17 protein-coding genes and 1 tRNA gene are annotated in these 15,559 nt (G+C 43.7%); 12 read left to right on the plus strand and 6 right to left on the minus strand.

Translation table 11 applies throughout. The annotated features are described in order from the left end of the window. Positions 1-102 precede the first annotated feature (102 nt). The 5 genes from MUN53_RS13755 (at position 103) to MUN53_RS13775 (ending at position 4,421) form a co-directional block, all read left to right on the plus strand. Positions 103-639, plus strand: a complete 537-nt coding sequence (locus MUN53_RS13755) for a hypothetical protein (protein WP_243326056.1) — start codon at positions 103-105, stop codon at positions 637-639. A gap of 473 nt (positions 640-1,112) precedes the next feature. Beyond that, the gene (locus MUN53_RS13760) at positions 1,113-2,159 is read left to right on the plus strand and encodes a PHP domain-containing protein (RefSeq protein WP_151896511.1); all 1,047 of its coding nucleotides are present in this window, start codon (positions 1,113-1,115) and stop codon (positions 2,157-2,159) included. 621 nt (positions 2,160-2,780) lie between these two features. Continuing rightward, positions 2,781-3,110 (plus strand): hypothetical protein, encoded by a 330-nt coding sequence (locus MUN53_RS13765; RefSeq protein ID WP_243326058.1) that lies wholly within the window; start codon positions 2,781-2,783, stop codon positions 3,108-3,110. Positions 3,111-3,207: 97 nt separating this feature from the next. After that, a complete protein-coding gene (locus MUN53_RS13770; RefSeq protein ID WP_151896513.1) occupies positions 3,208-3,972 on the plus strand; it encodes a ParA family protein in 765 nt (254 codons plus the stop codon). Beyond that, positions 3,969-4,421 carry a DUF3408 domain-containing protein gene (locus MUN53_RS13775; RefSeq protein ID WP_234061997.1) on the plus strand — a complete coding sequence of 151 codons (453 nt, stop codon included), beginning with the start codon at positions 3,969-3,971 and terminating at the stop codon, positions 4,419-4,421. Before MUN53_RS13770 ends, MUN53_RS13775 begins: the two co-directional genes overlap by 4 nt. Before the next feature lie 142 nt (positions 4,422-4,563). Here the strand turns inward: MUN53_RS13775 and MUN53_RS13780 are convergent, their stop codons facing one another. Next, a complete protein-coding gene (locus tag MUN53_RS13780) occupies positions 4,564-4,956 on the minus strand; it encodes a hypothetical protein (RefSeq protein ID WP_122116415.1) in 393 nt (130 codons plus the stop codon). 40 nt (positions 4,957-4,996) lie between these two features. Further along, positions 4,997-5,557: a sigma-70 family RNA polymerase sigma factor gene (locus MUN53_RS13785; RefSeq protein ID WP_151896515.1), complete on the minus strand. Its 561-nt coding sequence runs from the start codon at positions 5,555-5,557 to the stop codon at positions 4,997-4,999. 319 nt (positions 5,558-5,876) lie between these two features. Between MUN53_RS13785 and MUN53_RS13790 the strand changes: the two genes are divergently transcribed. Next, positions 5,877-6,335, plus strand: coding sequence for a UPF0158 family protein (locus MUN53_RS13790; protein ID WP_151896516.1), 459 nt, complete (start codon positions 5,877-5,879; stop codon positions 6,333-6,335). A gap of 133 nt (positions 6,336-6,468) precedes the next feature. Here the strand turns inward: MUN53_RS13790 and MUN53_RS13795 are convergent, their stop codons facing one another. The 3 genes from MUN53_RS13795 to argB all read right to left on the minus strand — a co-directional run bounded on the left by MUN53_RS13795 (position 6,469) and on the right by argB (position 9,381). Then, a complete protein-coding gene (locus tag MUN53_RS13795) occupies positions 6,469-7,050 on the minus strand; it encodes a site-specific integrase (RefSeq protein ID WP_243326060.1) in 582 nt (193 codons plus the stop codon). 109 nt (positions 7,051-7,159) lie between these two features. Continuing rightward, on the minus strand, positions 7,160-8,605 hold the full coding sequence (locus MUN53_RS13800; protein WP_243326061.1) for an ATP-binding cassette domain-containing protein: 1,446 nt from the start codon (positions 8,603-8,605) through the stop codon (positions 7,160-7,162). Positions 8,606-8,613: 8 nt separating this feature from the next. After that, on the minus strand, positions 8,614-9,381 hold the full coding sequence (argB, locus tag MUN53_RS13805; protein WP_243326063.1) for an acetylglutamate kinase: 768 nt from the start codon (positions 9,379-9,381) through the stop codon (positions 8,614-8,616). Positions 9,382-9,456: 75 nt separating this feature from the next. Between argB and MUN53_RS13810 the strand changes: the two genes are divergently transcribed. From MUN53_RS13810 to MUN53_RS13835, 6 genes are all read left to right on the plus strand, one after another. Further along, a tRNA-Gly gene (locus MUN53_RS13810) sits at positions 9,457-9,529 on the plus strand. A 102-nt stretch (positions 9,530-9,631) separates the two neighbouring features. Beyond that, positions 9,632-10,333 (plus strand): hypothetical protein, encoded by a 702-nt coding sequence (locus tag MUN53_RS13815; protein ID WP_243326065.1) that lies wholly within the window; start codon positions 9,632-9,634, stop codon positions 10,331-10,333. 123 nt (positions 10,334-10,456) lie between these two features. Further along, complete coding sequence (locus tag MUN53_RS13820; RefSeq protein WP_394803086.1) at positions 10,457-12,508, plus strand: M3 family metallopeptidase; 2,052 nt, start codon at positions 10,457-10,459, stop codon at positions 12,506-12,508. Positions 12,509-12,631: 123 nt separating this feature from the next. Beyond that, complete coding sequence (locus MUN53_RS13825; protein WP_022455180.1) at positions 12,632-13,066, plus strand: dCMP deaminase family protein; 435 nt, start codon at positions 12,632-12,634, stop codon at positions 13,064-13,066. 12 nt (positions 13,067-13,078) lie between these two features. Further along, positions 13,079-14,719 carry a S41 family peptidase gene (locus tag MUN53_RS13830; RefSeq protein WP_243326069.1) on the plus strand — a complete coding sequence of 547 codons (1,641 nt, stop codon included), beginning with the start codon at positions 13,079-13,081 and terminating at the stop codon, positions 14,717-14,719. 2 nt (positions 14,720-14,721) lie between these two features. Then, positions 14,722-15,276, plus strand: a complete 555-nt coding sequence (locus MUN53_RS13835; protein ID WP_243326070.1) for a 5-formyltetrahydrofolate cyclo-ligase — start codon at positions 14,722-14,724, stop codon at positions 15,274-15,276. Here MUN53_RS13835 and MUN53_RS13840 read toward each other — a convergent pair. After that, on the minus strand, positions 15,266-15,559 hold the full coding sequence (locus MUN53_RS13840) for a DUF721 domain-containing protein (RefSeq protein ID WP_022455177.1): 294 nt from the start codon (positions 15,557-15,559) through the stop codon (positions 15,266-15,268). The two genes, MUN53_RS13835 and MUN53_RS13840, sit on opposite strands and share 11 nt — an antisense overlap.

Genomic DNA, 15,559 nt, shown 5'->3' on the forward strand with positions numbered 1-15,559 from the left:
AACGGACAATTTGAACTCAATACTGAATTTGCGATGACTGATTCCTTTCTTTCCCATTGCTTTCTCTTTTTTTGTTAAATGGGTGTAAAGTAAATCTGTAGCATGACAGATGGAACGAGCCGCCCTGCCTATGATTATGACTATTGGGTAAAAAATTCAAACGAAGATTTCCACTGGTTGGCCGGTTGGTACAACGGTTATTGGAGTTATTTTACCCGTGACGCACAAACAGCAGACTGGGAATATTCATCATGGGGAGCATCAAACCGTAAATTAACCAACAACACATGGGATGCCTGGAGCTACAATGCCGACATGAGCACTTGGGAAGGAACACAACCGGGTAGTCCGTTAGTAGCCGCTACCTATGCCCCAAGAAACGCATCGAAAATTATGGCAGAACCTACGACGGAAACGGCTCCCGAAGCCAAGGTTTTCTATTCGAACGGTTCTTTGCGTTTGGATAATTTGAATGGATATACGGGGTATGTGTATTCTATTTTCGGTTCGGCTGTATCCAATTTCAAAATCAATTCAGACAACGAAACAAAATCCGTAAACTTAAACTCCGGAATTTATACTTTCACCGGCGTGAAAGGGAGCGAGAAAGTTTCGTTGAAATTTTCTGTAAATAACTAAGATCTCTTATTTTTAGAGAGAGACATTTCTAGGCCCGGTTTGTTTTTACATGGAAACAGACCGGGTTCATATTTTAATCCCATTTTTATTAATGTCAATATTCCGATAGCTCACAATTTCGTTACGAGGTATGCGAATTTTTATTCAACATTATCAGTTCGGTACTTAAGATCCGTAAGACAGATGCCTGGCATACCACTCCGAGTGGTATAGGTATAAGTAATATGTTACCTCGTACTCAATATATAAGGGCAACGTCCTACGCCTACGCTTCGGTGATCTTTTATTTTATTGCATATTAAAAAATTAATCGTGACCGGAGATAAGTCTGGTTAAAATATTTTATCTGGGATACGAAGGTGGCACTTAATTTATTCATAACCAGAAATTGCTCATCCAATCATTCTTTATTACCTTTGTTAAAGCTAAAAATATTTTCTAATAAGCCAGATAATATTTGCATTGATCAATATATGAAACGGTTTATAACACAATCTTTGATGAATAATTTACACAAGAAAAAAGATGTATATGAACTGACACGTCTTAATAATTTATTTACGAGAAATGAGATAAACATACCCGGTTTTGATGACTACCGAGTTTTAAAGTGTGATTTTCATACACACACGGTCTTTTCCGATGGACTTGTCTGGCCTGATGGTCGCATCTATGAGGCTTGGCAGGACGGATTAGATGCGATAGCTATCACGGATCATATTGAACACCGGATAAATCAAGATTTGTTAAATGGAGACCTAAACCAATCTTATAAAATAGCGAAAACAGCAGCCGACGATATGGAGTTAATCGTGATTCCGGGTGTTGAGATAACTCGAGATAAGCCATTGGGGCATTTTAATGCTCTTTTCATCCAAGACGCCAACCTAATTGAAAAAGAAGATCCATTGGATTCCCTTGCTGAAGCTAAAAAACAAGGAGCGTTCATTGTATGGAATCATCCTGGATGGCCGGATAATAATGTCACATTATATCCGATACATGAACAACTAATCACAAAAGGGATCATCAATGGCATAGAGGTTATGAATTATAAGGATTTTTATCCCAAGGCGATTCATTGGTGCGTCTCGTTCAAGAAGACAATTATGGCAGGTTCCGATGTCCATTGTACTATTTCCGGAATGTATAGAAACAGATTTAGACCTATGACATTAGTTTTCGCAAGGGAGAAAAGTGAAGCAGGCATACACGAGGCTTTACTTGCACGACGGACCATAGCTTTATTCGATGGATATATGGCCGGAGAAATACAAATTTTATCCCAATTTGTAAAATCCTGCATTAAAATAAAATACATGAAAAATTCCTGTATAGCCGTAACAAATGTATCAGATATCCCTTTTCACATTTTCAACGAGGATGATTCCTATATGCTACCGGAAAGAAAGACAATCATGATGAGGATTCCGGCAAACCACCTTTGGACCTTGGAGAACTGCTTTGTTAAAGAGGACAGTAAATTGTCCATTTCCATAAATGAATTGAGGCTTGAATAAAAAACGATTCACCCTTTTAAATGAAGGTGAAGACTTAAAGCAGCCCTTCGGGGAAGGGCAAGTCGCATAGGTCAGTACAAAAAACAGTTAAGTATGCCTCTTTATCGTGCATGAGGTTACAAATACCATTGGAGAATGTTTTGTAGAGGCAAAGTTGTTAGTAGTGCAAACGGAAGTTCACAGCCAGAGGAAGTCTTTTTCCGTAAGATACGGAAAAGTCGATAGAGTTCTATTTTATCCGTTAAGAGACAAGTTATACAGGAGAAGTCCGTTAGCATATGGCATGATTGTTTCCTCTTTCTTGGAAAGAAAGCTACCAAGGATAATTTTTTCGTTCCATTTTCCATGTTCACATCAGGACTCCTTTTGATTGGATTTTTCGACTTTGGAGAAAAATCCCCGGCTTCAGCCGGCAAGTTGGTTCTTGTCGGACAAAAGACTTTTTGTCCGACAAGGACACAACTTGCTCTGTTCGCTTGAACAGAGAATCCTCATAAATTCGGATTGTCACGCAGTGTTTACACAAAAAGAGGTTTTTTCTGATCAAATTTTGTTTCAACATCCGCTTTTAAGAAGTATAACCACCTGCTTTTCTGTCAGTATCCGGACATCTGGTGACATTTGATGACATCTGATGTCACCAAAGCCGGATTTGGCAGCATCTGCCATACTTTTGCAACGGGATATAAAAACGGTGTCATGCCCGGTCACCGGAATATCCCCATGTCGGTGCTCCGACAGTTCCTGCTATCGACATTCCATCATGATGTTATGTCAATATGTCAAGAGGAAAAAAGAAGACCGTATTGCAAGTATGGGAGTTTCTCACGACAAGCTCCGGAAATGTCGGGACCCCGTGAAAATGATACGGTACCGGCAGACAGCCTTCCTGTATTCTTCCGGCACGGCTTTGGACCGGCGGGGGGCGGGAATGTTCTCGGAATGACATGACAGTTTCACGATATGGGAAACCATCGGTACAAGGCACCGGCGTGATTTAAAAAGGACGGGACAACAAAACGATTATTAACCAATCATTCGGAAGCCTATGAGCAAACGATGTGTCTTTGTCGCCATGAGCAGTCAGAAAGGCGGCGTTGGCAAGTCCACCATGACGGTGCTTCTTGCCGGTTATTTTCATTACGTAATGGGATATAACGTCGCAGTCGTGGACTGTGACTATCCCCAGTTCAGTATCAAGGCGCTGCGCAGCCGGGATACCCAAAATGTGGAAAAGAACGTGAATCTCCAGCGTATGTTGTGCGGACAGTTCGAACGTACGGGCAAGAAGGCGTATCCTGTCCTTACCAGCGTTCCGGGCAAGGAACTGGAGACGGCACTTCCCTTGACAGGTGGGTGTGACATTCTCTTTTTTGATCTTCCGGGAACGGTGAACTCGCCTGGAGTCATTAAGACGATTGTCAATATGGACTATGTGTTCACCCCGATCATACAGGACCGTATGGTGATGCAAAGCAGCCTTTCCTTCTTATTGGCCCTGAAAGACTTCATGCAGCAGAACCCGGACATGCCTTTGAAGGAAATCCGTATGTTCTGGAACCGGATGGACGGGCGTGTTTCCAAAAGGCTGTTCCATCAGTACGGACTTCTTTTCAAGGAGCTGGGATTGAAGGTTCTCGATACGGTCATACCGGATATGGAGCGCTATGGCAGGGAGACCTCCCCCGAGGAGCGGATCCTTTTCAGAAGTACGCTTTTCCCTCCTTCCGGGAAATTGCTGAAAGGCAGCGCTCTTGACACGCTGGCCGGAGAGATAGAAGGCATTATCCATCCTGACAGACAAAAGGCATGAGAAGAAAGGAATTTATGAACGTGAATGAGGAACGCCTGAAAGAGATCATGGCGCATGAGACCGATGCCGACGGATGTCCGAAGACGCATCCGGACGGAATAGAGAAGGAGGAGGACAGGGGAAAGGAAGAGACGGAGTCTGTATCCATACCCGATGGCAGGACAGAAAAGCCGACAGTTTTCCATAAGCCCGCTGTCCGGTCAGGGACCTCCCTTGCGGAAAGGATGAAGACATACCGTGCCGACTATCTCAGCCGCAGGGAGTACGTCCACCGCAAGCAGACCTATATCAGTTATGAGACCTACCGCAGGCTGGCACGCATACTTCCCCTGCTCAGCGAGGGCATGACCGTACCGGCATTCCTTGACAATGTGCTCAACCGTCATCTGGGCGAGCATGGGGATGTGCTTGACGAGATGGTCCGTACCGGTACACGGAACTCACACTGACACGTGGAACGATGGGAATGACAGGCGAAAAGACATGGAAACCTGTTTGTTCCGCCAATGGAGTGTGACAAAAAGAAATGGGCGTCCGGCCGGGCATGGACCCGCCGGACGCCCATTTGTGTATATTTATTTTATGTACAGCCTATCTCAAAATCGGATTCGAGAGCAGTATCTTGTAATAGACCGTTCCGTTCACCTCCATGGGTGTCTTCGCCATCATGAACTGTACGCTTTTCCGCTCCACCTTCGCCTGCTGCATGAGCCTGTGCACAATGAATCCGGCGGAGAATCTCGCGCACCTTTTGTCCTTCCATACGATGAACCCGTCATCATCGGTGGTACGGCAGATATACCAGTCTCCCGTATCGTCATCATGCGCAAAGCTTACCCGGCCTCCGCCAAGGACCCCCAGTTCGATTGACATGGTTTTTGACAGATAGACAGTTCCCCTACTGTCCAGATTGATGGTCCGCTTCCCCTTGTACAGAACCTCCTGCGGACGGGAATTCTCCTTGTTGTATACGATAAGTGCCATAGTCCTTTTCTTTTTATGATGTTATTACAATGATTTCCGTTCAGGATACCGCTCCTTCGATTACCAGCATCTGGCTCCTCCATGCAAAACTCCTATGCGAGCGCACCGCTTCCACTATGGCGCATACTTTCTGTGATATGGCCATAGCCGAGATGCCCATGCATTCCGCCAGCGCCTTGAAAGAGAAACTGGCCTCGTAGAACCGGAGCATGAACATCCGGTATTCGTCATAAGAGAATTTCTGCCGGATAAAGCGGAGTATGTCCCTTACCAGCCTCTCGCATCCGTCCAGGTCGTCCGTGGAAAGAAACTCCGCCTCCTCACCGCATCTGAGGAAAAAATCGTCTTCAGGATGGGCATACCGGTTTTCTCTTTTTATCTTTACCAGAGCCGCCTTTTTGTAGCATCCGACAAAATATGCATCATAATCCGTTATGTCCTTTCCGGGAACCAGCACCTGCTTTCTTACGAAAAGGTAGGTGTCATGGAAATTGTCCTCGTCCAGCATTCCGTACCGGCGTAACGTCCCTCTCAATCTGTCATAGGATTTTGTGAACCACTCGTTGAACAGTCTTTCCTTTTCTGCGCTCTTGTCTGCCATAGCCTTATAATTTTTTGAGTTATACATCGCCTACACGGGTAGGCATTCTTATTTCTTGTGCTTTTTCCAGTTTGTTTTTCGGCGGTCTCCGGCAAGGCTTGCCGTGAAAAAATACGCTCACGCGGGAGCGTGAGGAAGATTTTTTCACGAGCAACCAGCCCGCAGGGCCGCCTTGCGGGACCGGCCTGAAAAACAACTTTCTTTGCCGCAAGAAATGAGGATGACAGATTGCGTTACATTTATTCGTAAAAGTTTTGTTATTTCCATCTCATGATGTATTTTCGTGAGTACTTGTTACATTTTAGAAAGCAAACGGAAAATGGCAGAATATTCGAAATATCCGATAAAGGTAATCAGTGGCATCGCCGAAGAAACCGGCATGGGAATGGTCTGTTTCCTGAATCCGGACACTTTGGAAACCGAAAGCGTGCCGGGAGCAGCATACGATTCTTATGAGTGTGGAGATTTTGACGAATATTATCAGGAAGTTTATAGAAAGGTGGAGCGTTGGGAGAACTGCGTCCGCATTGACCCACCGGAACCGAGAGAGTCCTTCGGGATCATGGAGCGTTTCATTCGGGATTGCATACCGGATGATGCCGGAATAAAAGGGCGCTTATGGGAAGCCGTATCGGGACGGAAACCATTCAGAAATTTCAAATATGTCATTGATGGAAGCGAATACCGTCAGAAATGGTTTGATTTCAGACGGGTACAACTTGAGCGGCTTGTAGCGGACTACCTGAATAGTTTGGATATAGATGCACCTGCCGAATAAAAATCACTTTTGGACTTTTTCTATTTGATTATTTGGTAAATAAGACTTTTTTTCGTACTTTTGCATACAAGGATTTGGATATGAGAATCCAAGCAGAACGGAGAAGTCCGGTGGTTTCTAAATCATTACCTATTCAATTTATTGCCATTTTTAAAGTTCTAATAATCAGAGAATTATTCACTAGTGCAAGAAATGTATAACAACTGAAAAGGAACATGTCGCGGCAACGACTTTTACCGATACATGAACGGGAAGGATAATTTTCAATTCTTTTGAGCTCGTCAGGCGTGAGGTGATTACGGTTCGGAACCTGAGTCTTGATCTTGTATTGCCGGAACGGATACTGTTTCAAGTTGATCAGATCTTTGTTGATGGCCGTGTTGATGTGCCGCTTCAGTTGCTTCATGTGTTTGGCAATGGTGTTTTTGTGGTATGCCAAAGATTCCATGTACGCCTCAAAATCGCAGACAAATTGATAATTGATGTCTTTGAAGCAGATACCCGGCCGGAACCTCCGAAGGAGATTAATGGTTGATTCATGGTTCTTCCGGGTGGATACTTTCATTTCATGGCTTGTGATTTCCTGCTTGATGAAAGCGATGAAAGACTGTTCTTTTTCGTTTCCTGTGTAGTATGCCGATGTGGCATTAAACGGACTTGAGGAACGATAGAAATTGTAACATACGTCTGTTACAGAATAACTGATATTTCCCATAATATTGATATTTTAAGGAGAAGAGACATTTCTTCTCACTGGATAAAATGGGATTAGTAATAAAAAAGATTATTCTAACTGCGTGTAATACTGTTAGAATAATCCTTTTTTATAGATGTTTAACCAGTTGAAATGTTCGCTTAACACAGGTTGGCAATTCATGCGGATAATGTGTCACATAAATCAGTGTTTTGCCCGGACGTGAACAAAATTGTTCGATAATGGCGGCTGCTCGTTTCTTATTGCTAACATCCAATCCGTGTAAAGGCTCGTCCAAAATGATCAGATCCGGATCTTTCACGAAGGCACGTGCCAATAAGGCCAACCGTTGTTCGCCCGACGACAGTGTAAGGAAAGGCCGGTCTTTCAGATGATCGATACCGAATACCTGCATCCATTTCAAAGCTCCGGCATTCTGTTCGTCGTTACATTTTCGGAACAGGCCGATTGAATCAAAATATCCGGAACCGACGATATGCAGTGTCGGTACATTCTCCATATAATAAAGATGCATTTCGGGAGATACATATCCGATCCGTTTCTTGATTTCCCAGATACTTTCTCCTGATCCGCGTTTCTTGTCGAACAGGTAAAGAGTATTGGCGTATGATTGTGGATTATCGGCATAAACCAAACTCAATAGGGTGGACTTACCGGCTCCGTTCGGACCAAACAAAGCCCATTTCTCTCCGTTCTTTACTTCCCAATCCAGATCTTTCAGGATCGTTCGCTTCCCATAACGGATACAAACGTGTTCCATACGGAATGTCACTTCGTGGGTAGCCGGTTGTTTGTTCGGATCAACAGGCAATGCTGTCTGCACCCAGTTCTCTTCAGGGAATAAGACTTGGATAAGCGCTGTATTTGCCAGAAAAGCTTCGCGACTCATCGGTGGGTAACATTTCTTTCCGGCAATTGGCAATACGTGGGTAATCATATCCGGAATGTCTGCCGGATTGGATAACAGCAGAATGACTTGTACTCCGTGTAAATGAGATAACTGTCCGAGCATATCAACCAATAAGTCTCTGGAAGGAGCATCCAGACCGATAAATGGATTGTCGAGGATTAATATTTCCGGACGGCTCAATAGGGTACGGACAATCAGGAATTTCCTTAGTTCCCCGCTCGACAGATAGATGAGCTTTTTGGGAAGCAAGTCTTCTATACCGAAGATGTGTAACACCTCTTTCAGGTTTTCCGTACCTTCATAGGCAGATAAAGTCTCGGCAACGGTAGGCACATCATCAGATTCTGTGGCATGCCAGCGTTGCTGGTAGTAACTGTTCCGGCAATCAGCCAGTGAATAAATGTCCTTGAACGCAATGCTTCGGATGATGTCACTGACTTTTCCTTCTTTATTATAGCAGACTTCTCCTTCCCGGAAAGCAAATTTACGTTGCAGGATATCTGCAAGTAGCGTTTTACCGGCGCCGTTCGGACCAACAACAGCCCATTGTTCTCCTTCGCAGATGCGCCATTCCACAGGTTCGGCGAAACGGAGTTCCGGCAGCCGGGTAACGACTTGATGGATATGAACAATCTCTTTTTTCATACGAATGGTTAATGAACGCGCGTTCCTGTATGTTTATGTATTTCGGAAGCTTGTGTGATAATGACTTCCTTTACTCCGGCATCAATGGCCTGAAAAGCATTTTCCAGTTTAGGAATCATACCGCCTTGAATAATACCTTCAGCTACATATTTCAGGAAAGAAGCACGGTCGATTTCTGGAATAACGCTTTCATCGTCGTTTTCATTCAATAAGACACCTTTCTTCTCAAAGCAGAACATGAGCGTTACATCGAAGTATTTGGCCAAAGCTTTGGCAGCTTCGCCGGCGATGGTATCTGCGTTGGTATTGAGCATGTGTCCTTGTTTGTCGTGTGTCAGAGGAGCCAGTACCGGGACAATTCCTTGCTGGATTAATGACGCCAGTACATCGGCATTCACTTCTTTTACATCGCCCACGAAACCGTAATCTACATCTTTTACCGGACGTTTATCCGAATGCATGATGTTCATATCGGCGCCAGTCAGTCCCAAGGCATTGACTTGTAATGATTGAAGTCCGGCAACGATATTCTTGTTTACCAGTCCGCCATATACCATGGTTACAACTTTCAGCATTTCGGCATCTGTGATGCGTCGTCCGTTTACCATCTGGCTCTCAATTCCCAGTTGAGAAGCAATTTTGGTAGCCGAGCGTCCGCCACCATGTACCAACACTTTGTGGCCTTCGATGGAAGAGAAATCGCGGAGCAATTGTTGCAGCGTATCAGGCTCTTCTACGATTTTACCACCTACTTTAATCAAGGTTAATTTTTCCATTGTGAAAATAATTTGTAAGATTTTTGGCCCAAAGGTAAGAAAAAAAGAAAGAAATCTCTATATTTGCATCGTCATGCGGCAGTAGCTCAGTTGGTAGAGCATCAGCTTCCCAAGCTGAGGGTCGCGGGTTCGAGTCCCGTTTGCCGCTCATATTTACTAAAGTAAGCGGTTATTCTTCTTCGGATAATCGCTTTTCTTTTTTATTCGATAGACTTGAAGAGCAAATCCGGTTCAATAAAATACATTTCAGATGAAACAGATAGGATATGGAGTGATGATGTTGTTGTCTTTCCTGTTGACCGCCTGTCAAGAAGAAGATTCTTGGGTTGGAATCGATTGGGGAGAAGATATTAGCGGGTTGTACATATCCGATCATAACGGAGTCGAGGAAAGGTATTTTCTATGGTTATACAAAGATCACACAGGGGTACGTAAAGTTTATGAAAAGATAGATCTGATAGATGAACAAAATTTGGAATGGAAGGCAGATAAAGGAGTCTTACTTGTAAAATACGATAAAGGAAATATCGTGCAAGGAACCTATGCCGGAGTAGAACATGAGTTGACAGTTGGTGATTTATGTTTTTGGAAAACTTGCGAAGAGGAGATTGAATCGGTTGCCGGACACACCTATATTTCGGTTGATTGGGCTCCATGGGTGAATAGGATACTTTATGACAAGTTTATGTTTTATCCGGATGGAACATGGAAGTTGGAAATCAGATGGGATGCTTGGAATGGTGATTTAAGAGAGATGAGAGAAGGTACCTATAAGCTACAAGGTAATCAGCTGAGTTTGTATGAGAGATTTATTGATCCGGATACAGGAGAAGAAGAGTTTATTTATTCTAGGTCTGTAACCATGCAAGAGGATATGAAGTCTTTTCATTATATCAAATATGATCTTGCTTGGGGTGAGTCTTGGCGTGTGTTTTTTTACGCGAAAGAGTAATCCGCTCTTTTGTTTGTAATTCACAGAAAAGTGTATCTTTGCGACTTGGAAATAATAAAGAGTGTGTGTATGAAGAATGTATTGTGTAATGCCCTTTTGTTATTGGGCTTAACTTCAAATGTTATGGTACAAGCCGAGTCGAATCCATTTTTTGGAAAATACAAAACCCCGTTTGAAACGCCTCCTTTTGATAAGATCAAGACGGAACATTATGAACCGGCGTTCAAGCGAGGTATTGCTGAGTTGAAAGCAGATATTGAGAAGATTGCCAATAACTCCGAACCTGCTACCTTCGAGAATACGATCGTCGCTTTGGATCGCAGCGGAGAATTGCTGAACCGTGTCAGTGGAGCCTTCTTCAATGTTTTGAGTGCAAATGCCAATGACGAGATGATGGAGATCTCACAACGGATCTCTCCCGATCTGACAGAAAGTTCGAATAATATTTATCTGAACGAAAAGTTGTTTGCCCGTGTAAAGGCGGTTTATGATCAGCGTCAGTCGTTGAATTTGTCTGTTGAAGATGCCCGTTTGCTGGATGAAACCTATCGTGCCTTCCAGGAAAGCGGAGCTACATTGAGTGCAGAAGATAAAGAGAAATACCGCGCTTTGACAACCGAATTGAGTTTGTTGTCTTTGCAGTTCGATCAGAATGCGTTGAAAGATCAGAACCGGTTTGAGATGTTGCTGACCGACGAGAAAGATATTGCCGGTCTGCCGGAAAGTATTCGTGAAGCGGCGGCTCATCTGGCTAAAGAGAAAGGAAAAGAAGGCTGGTTGTTTACCTTGGATGCGCCGAGCTATGTTCCCTTCATGCGTTATGCCGATTCACGTGCCTTGCGTGAAAAGATGTATCGGGCCTATATGAGCACAGGTAATAAAGGCGATGAATATGATAATAAGGAAATCATCCGGAAGTTGGTAAACGATCGCCTGGCATTGGCTCAATTGATGGGGTATCCTAATTATGCCGCTTTTGAGTTGTCTCATAAGATGGCAAAGAATGCTGATAATGTTTATAAACTGCTGAATCAGTTGCTGGATGCTTATAAGCCGGTGGCCATCAATGAATACAATGCCGTTCAGGGATTTGCGATGGGCATGGAACAGCAGAATATGCAAGTCATGCCTTGGGACTGGAGTTATTATTCAGAGAAACTGAAAGACTTGCGTTTCAAGGTGAACGACGAAATGACTCGTCCTTATTTCCTGTTGGAAAATGTCAAGAAAGGTGTATTCGGACTGGCTACCCAACTGTATGGGCTGACATTCAAGGAAAACAAGAAGATCCCGGTTTACGACAGGGAAGTTCAGGCATACGAAGTGTATGATGCAGAAGGAAACTTCAAAGCTGTGTTATATACGGATTTCTTCCCGCGTGAAGGAAAGCAATCTGGAGCTTGGATGAATGGAATCCGTTCTCAATACCGCGATGCGAAGGGTAAGGATGTTCGTCCGCAGATTATCATCGTCATGAACTTTACCCGTCCGACTGATACGAAACCTTCTTTGTTGACTTTTGATGAGGTAGAAACTCTGTTGCATGAGTTTGGTCATGCCTTGCATGGTATCTGTGCCGATGGAACTTACGCTAGTCTTTCTGGTACGAGTGTTTACCAGGATTTCGTTGAGTTGCCTTCTCAGATCATGGAGAACTGGTTGACCGAGAAAGAATATCTGGACCAGATTGCCGTTCATTATGAAACCGGAGAGAAGATACCACAGGAACTGGTACAGAAACTGATTGATGCTTCCAACTTCAATACCGGATATGCTTGCTGCCGTCAGGTAAGTTTCGGTTTGTTGGATATGGCTTGGCATACAATCACGAAACCGTTTGAAGGTGATGTAGTAGCCTTCGAGAAAAAAGCCTGGGCGCCGGCTGCTGTTGTTCCGGAAGTTCCCGAAGCTTGTATGAGTACCAACTTCGGTCATTTGTTTGCTGGAGGATATGCTGCTGGTTATTATGGTTATAAATGGGCCGAAGTCTTGGATGCAGATGCCTTCTTCTTATTCAAGGAAAAGGGAATCTTTAACAAGGAAGTAGCCAAATCTTTCTATGATAATATTCTTTCAAAAGGAGGAACAGAAGATCCGGCTGTCTTGTATAAACGATTCAGAGGACAAGAACCGACCATCGATGCTTTGCTAATTCGTAATGGTATTAAAAAATAAGTGGATAAAGAAGTAGCAGTTGAGGCAAATTGATTAATTTTGTGCCTTGATTGTTACGGTATAATAAGCAAAAGGCGTACCGGACAACAAACGGTACGCCTTTTTTGATAAAAATAAAAGACAATGACCAATAAAACAGACAAACAGCACGAGCTGGATAAGCGTTATTTGCGTATGGCTTCTATTTGGGCTGAAAACTCATATTGTAAAAGACGACAGGTAGGAGCATTGATCGTAAAAGACCAAATGATCATTTCCGATGGATATAACGGTACGCCTTCCGGGTTTGAGAATGTTTGTGAGGATGAGCAGAATGTAACTCTTCCTTATGTGTTGCATGCCGAAGCCAATGCCATTACCAAAGTGGCTGCTTCCTCCAATAGCAGTAAAGGTGCTACGATTTATGTGACTTCGGCTCCTTGTATTGAGTGTTCAAAGCTGATCATTCAGTCGGGAATTGTCCGGGTTGTTTATTCCGAGAAATATCGGACGGAAGAAGGTTGTGATTTATTGAAGAAAGCAAATATACAGGTTGATTTTATAGACTTAAACGAATAAAAGACACGTCTTATGGACAAAAACAAGCGAATTTCTATATGGCTGCCGGTGATTATTGCGGCCAGTATCGCGTTGGGTATATTTATTGGAAATTATTATTGGCTCTCCAATCAGGGACGGAAAAGAAATTTCCTGGCGGGAAATAAGATAGATGCCATTCTTGATATCATTGAAGAGCATTATGTGGATACGGTGAATATGGCGGATATGGTTGAAAAGGCTGTACCGAAAATATTCAGCGAGTTGGATCCGCACTCTGTTTATATTTCGGCAGAAGACGCTTCGGCTGTTTCTGAAGATTTGGAAGGATCATTCAGCGGTATCGGGGTTTCTTTCAATATGCAGACCGATACGATTTTGGTGATCAGCGTTATTCCGGGTGGACCTTCGGAAAAAGCCGGTCTGAAACCTTTCGACCGAATTGTAACCATTAATGATTCTGTCTTTTCCGGTACGAAAATGAGTCGTGACAAAGTGATGAAGACATTGCGTGGTGCGAAGAACAGTACGGTAAAGCTGGGTATCAAACGGGATAACAATCCAGAGTTGTTGCATGTGGAAGTTACCCGTGGAGATGTTCCTGTCAATACGGTAGATGTTTCGTATGTGGTAAGTGATGGTATCGGATATATTAAAGTTAGTAAGTTCGGACGGACAACATACAATGAGTTTATCACAGCGATTGCTAAGTTAAAACAAGCCGATTGCCAGTCTTTTATCATCGATTTGCGTGGAAATACCGGTGGATATATGGAGGCTGCCATTAATATGGTGAACGAATTTATGCCGGAAGGTCGTCTGATTGTGTATGCAGAAGGGAAGGCTTTCCCGCGCTTTGATTCGTACGCCAACGGAACAGGTACTTGTAAAGAGAATCCTGTTGTGATCTTGACGGATGAAATCTCGGCTTCGGCCAGTGAAATTGTCTCGGGTGCTATTCAGGATAATGACCGGGGTTTGATCATCGGTCGCCGTACGTATGGAAAAGGTTTGGTACAGTCTCCAATTAAACTGAATGATGGCTCGGAAGTACGTCTGACAGTGGCTCGCTATTATACACCGTCGGGCCGTTGTATCCAAAAGCAATATAAGCTGGGTGATACGGAAGATTACGATCAGGATATTTATAACCGCTATATGCATGGAGAATTCGACTCGGCAGACAGTATCAAGTTGGACGATTCGCTGAAGTATCAAACGGTAGGTGGCCGAACAGTATATGGCGGTGGTGGTATCATGCCGGATATTTTCATCCCGCGGGATACAAGCGGCATCACTTCTTATTTCTCAAATGTGGTCAGCAGTGGTGTGCTGTATATGTATGCTTTAGAGTATTCGGATAAGAATAAAGAGAAATTCTCATCATTCAAGGATTATCTAGAATTATGGGCTTATCTGAAGCAACAGCCGTTGGTTAATAACTTTGCCAATTATGCTGTTAAGCAAGGCATCAAGAAGCGTCCTAATCTGATTGCTATTTCGTATAAGTTGATTGAAACACAGTTGCAGGCCTATATCATCCGTAATTTCTTTGAAGATGATGGTTTCTATCCGGTATTCTTGAGTGATGATATAACAATCCGGAAAGCTATTGAGGTGTTGAAGTCAGGAAAGGCTTATCCAATCTCTTTGGATACGGAAAAAAGTCTGTAAGGATGCACGGAGAGAAACAACAGTTGCGGCATGAAATAGCCCGACAAAAGAAACTATATTCATCCGAACAGTTACAAGCTTGGTCGGATCAGCTCATGAGCCTGTTGGAACAAACCGAATTGTTCCGGCAGGCTCATGCCGTTGCTTGTTATCATGCTTTGCCGGGAGAAGTACAGACGGCAGCTTTTCTGAATCGCTGGTATCAGAAGAAACGTCTGGCACTGCCAGTTGTACAGGGTGATGATTTATTGCTCTTGCCATATACCGGTCCGGAGTCGGTACAAACGGGTGCTTTTGGTATTATCGAGCCGATTGTAACCCCGCAGTCGGTATCTATCGAAAGGGAAATCGATCTGATCATTGTTCCGGGTGTTGCTTTCGACCGCCAATTAAATCGGATGGGGCGGGGAAGAGGTTTCTATGATCGTCTCTTGTCCACCTTGTCTGTTCCGAAGATAGGTATCGGTTATTCTTTTCAGTTGTTGGATCGGATTCCGGTAGAGGAGTTTGATAAAAAGATGGATCTGGTGATTACCGAGCGTGAAATTATCGGATGACCAGATCAAACAGATAGCCTGATCCCAGTTCCTTGTTGATGCTGTCTCTCAGTTTGTCTTTGCAGTAGAGAAGTTCCGTACGGAGAACTGCCGATTTCATATATACATATAATATACGATCACGAACATACATTAGACTTGTGTATTGTTGGGCCATCGGTCCTAATATTTTAGGCCATGTCCGTTCGATGCGGACTTCCATAATCTTTTCATAAATTTCCGGATTGTCTTCAAAGAAATCACGGAGTATTTCTCCGATGGGTTGTACGTTCGTCCGTCTCAT

Source organism: Parabacteroides faecalis, from assembly GCF_022809355.1.
In the GTDB taxonomy this organism is placed as follows: Bacteria; Bacteroidota; Bacteroidia; order Bacteroidales; family Tannerellaceae; genus Parabacteroides; species Parabacteroides faecalis.

Coding starts and splice junctions, on each gene's coding strand:
- MUN53_RS13755 (WP_243326056.1), top strand. CDS start 103: ATGACAGATGGAACGAGCCGCCCTGCCTATGATTATGACTATTGGGTA.
- MUN53_RS13760 (WP_151896511.1), top strand. CDS start 1,113: ATGAAACGGTTTATAACACAATCTTTGATGAATAATTTACACAAGAAA.
- MUN53_RS13770 (WP_151896513.1), top strand. CDS start 3,208: ATGAGCAAACGATGTGTCTTTGTCGCCATGAGCAGTCAGAAAGGCGGC.
- MUN53_RS13775 (WP_234061997.1), top strand. CDS start 3,969: ATGAGAAGAAAGGAATTTATGAACGTGAATGAGGAACGCCTGAAAGAG.
- MUN53_RS13780 (WP_122116415.1), bottom strand. CDS start 4,956: ATGGCACTTATCGTATACAACAAGGAGAATTCCCGTCCGCAGGAGGTT.
- MUN53_RS13785 (WP_151896515.1), bottom strand. CDS start 5,557: ATGGCAGACAAGAGCGCAGAAAAGGAAAGACTGTTCAACGAGTGGTTC.
- MUN53_RS13790 (WP_151896516.1), top strand. CDS start 5,877: ATGGCAGAATATTCGAAATATCCGATAAAGGTAATCAGTGGCATCGCC.
- MUN53_RS13795 (WP_243326060.1), bottom strand. CDS start 7,050: ATGGGAAATATCAGTTATTCTGTAACAGACGTATGTTACAATTTCTAT.
- MUN53_RS13800 (WP_243326061.1), bottom strand. CDS start 8,605: ATGAAAAAAGAGATTGTTCATATCCATCAAGTCGTTACCCGGCTGCCG.
- argB (WP_243326063.1), bottom strand. CDS start 9,381: ATGGAAAAATTAACCTTGATTAAAGTAGGTGGTAAAATCGTAGAAGAG.
- MUN53_RS13815 (WP_243326065.1), top strand. CDS start 9,632: ATGAAACAGATAGGATATGGAGTGATGATGTTGTTGTCTTTCCTGTTG.
- MUN53_RS13820 (WP_394803086.1), top strand. CDS start 10,457: ATGGTACAAGCCGAGTCGAATCCATTTTTTGGAAAATACAAAACCCCG.
- MUN53_RS13825 (WP_022455180.1), top strand. CDS start 12,632: ATGACCAATAAAACAGACAAACAGCACGAGCTGGATAAGCGTTATTTG.
- MUN53_RS13830 (WP_243326069.1), top strand. CDS start 13,079: ATGGACAAAAACAAGCGAATTTCTATATGGCTGCCGGTGATTATTGCG.
- MUN53_RS13835 (WP_243326070.1), top strand. CDS start 14,722: ATGCACGGAGAGAAACAACAGTTGCGGCATGAAATAGCCCGACAAAAG.
- MUN53_RS13840 (WP_022455177.1), bottom strand. CDS start 15,559: ATGAGACGGACGAACGTACAACCCATCGGAGAAATACTCCGTGATTTC.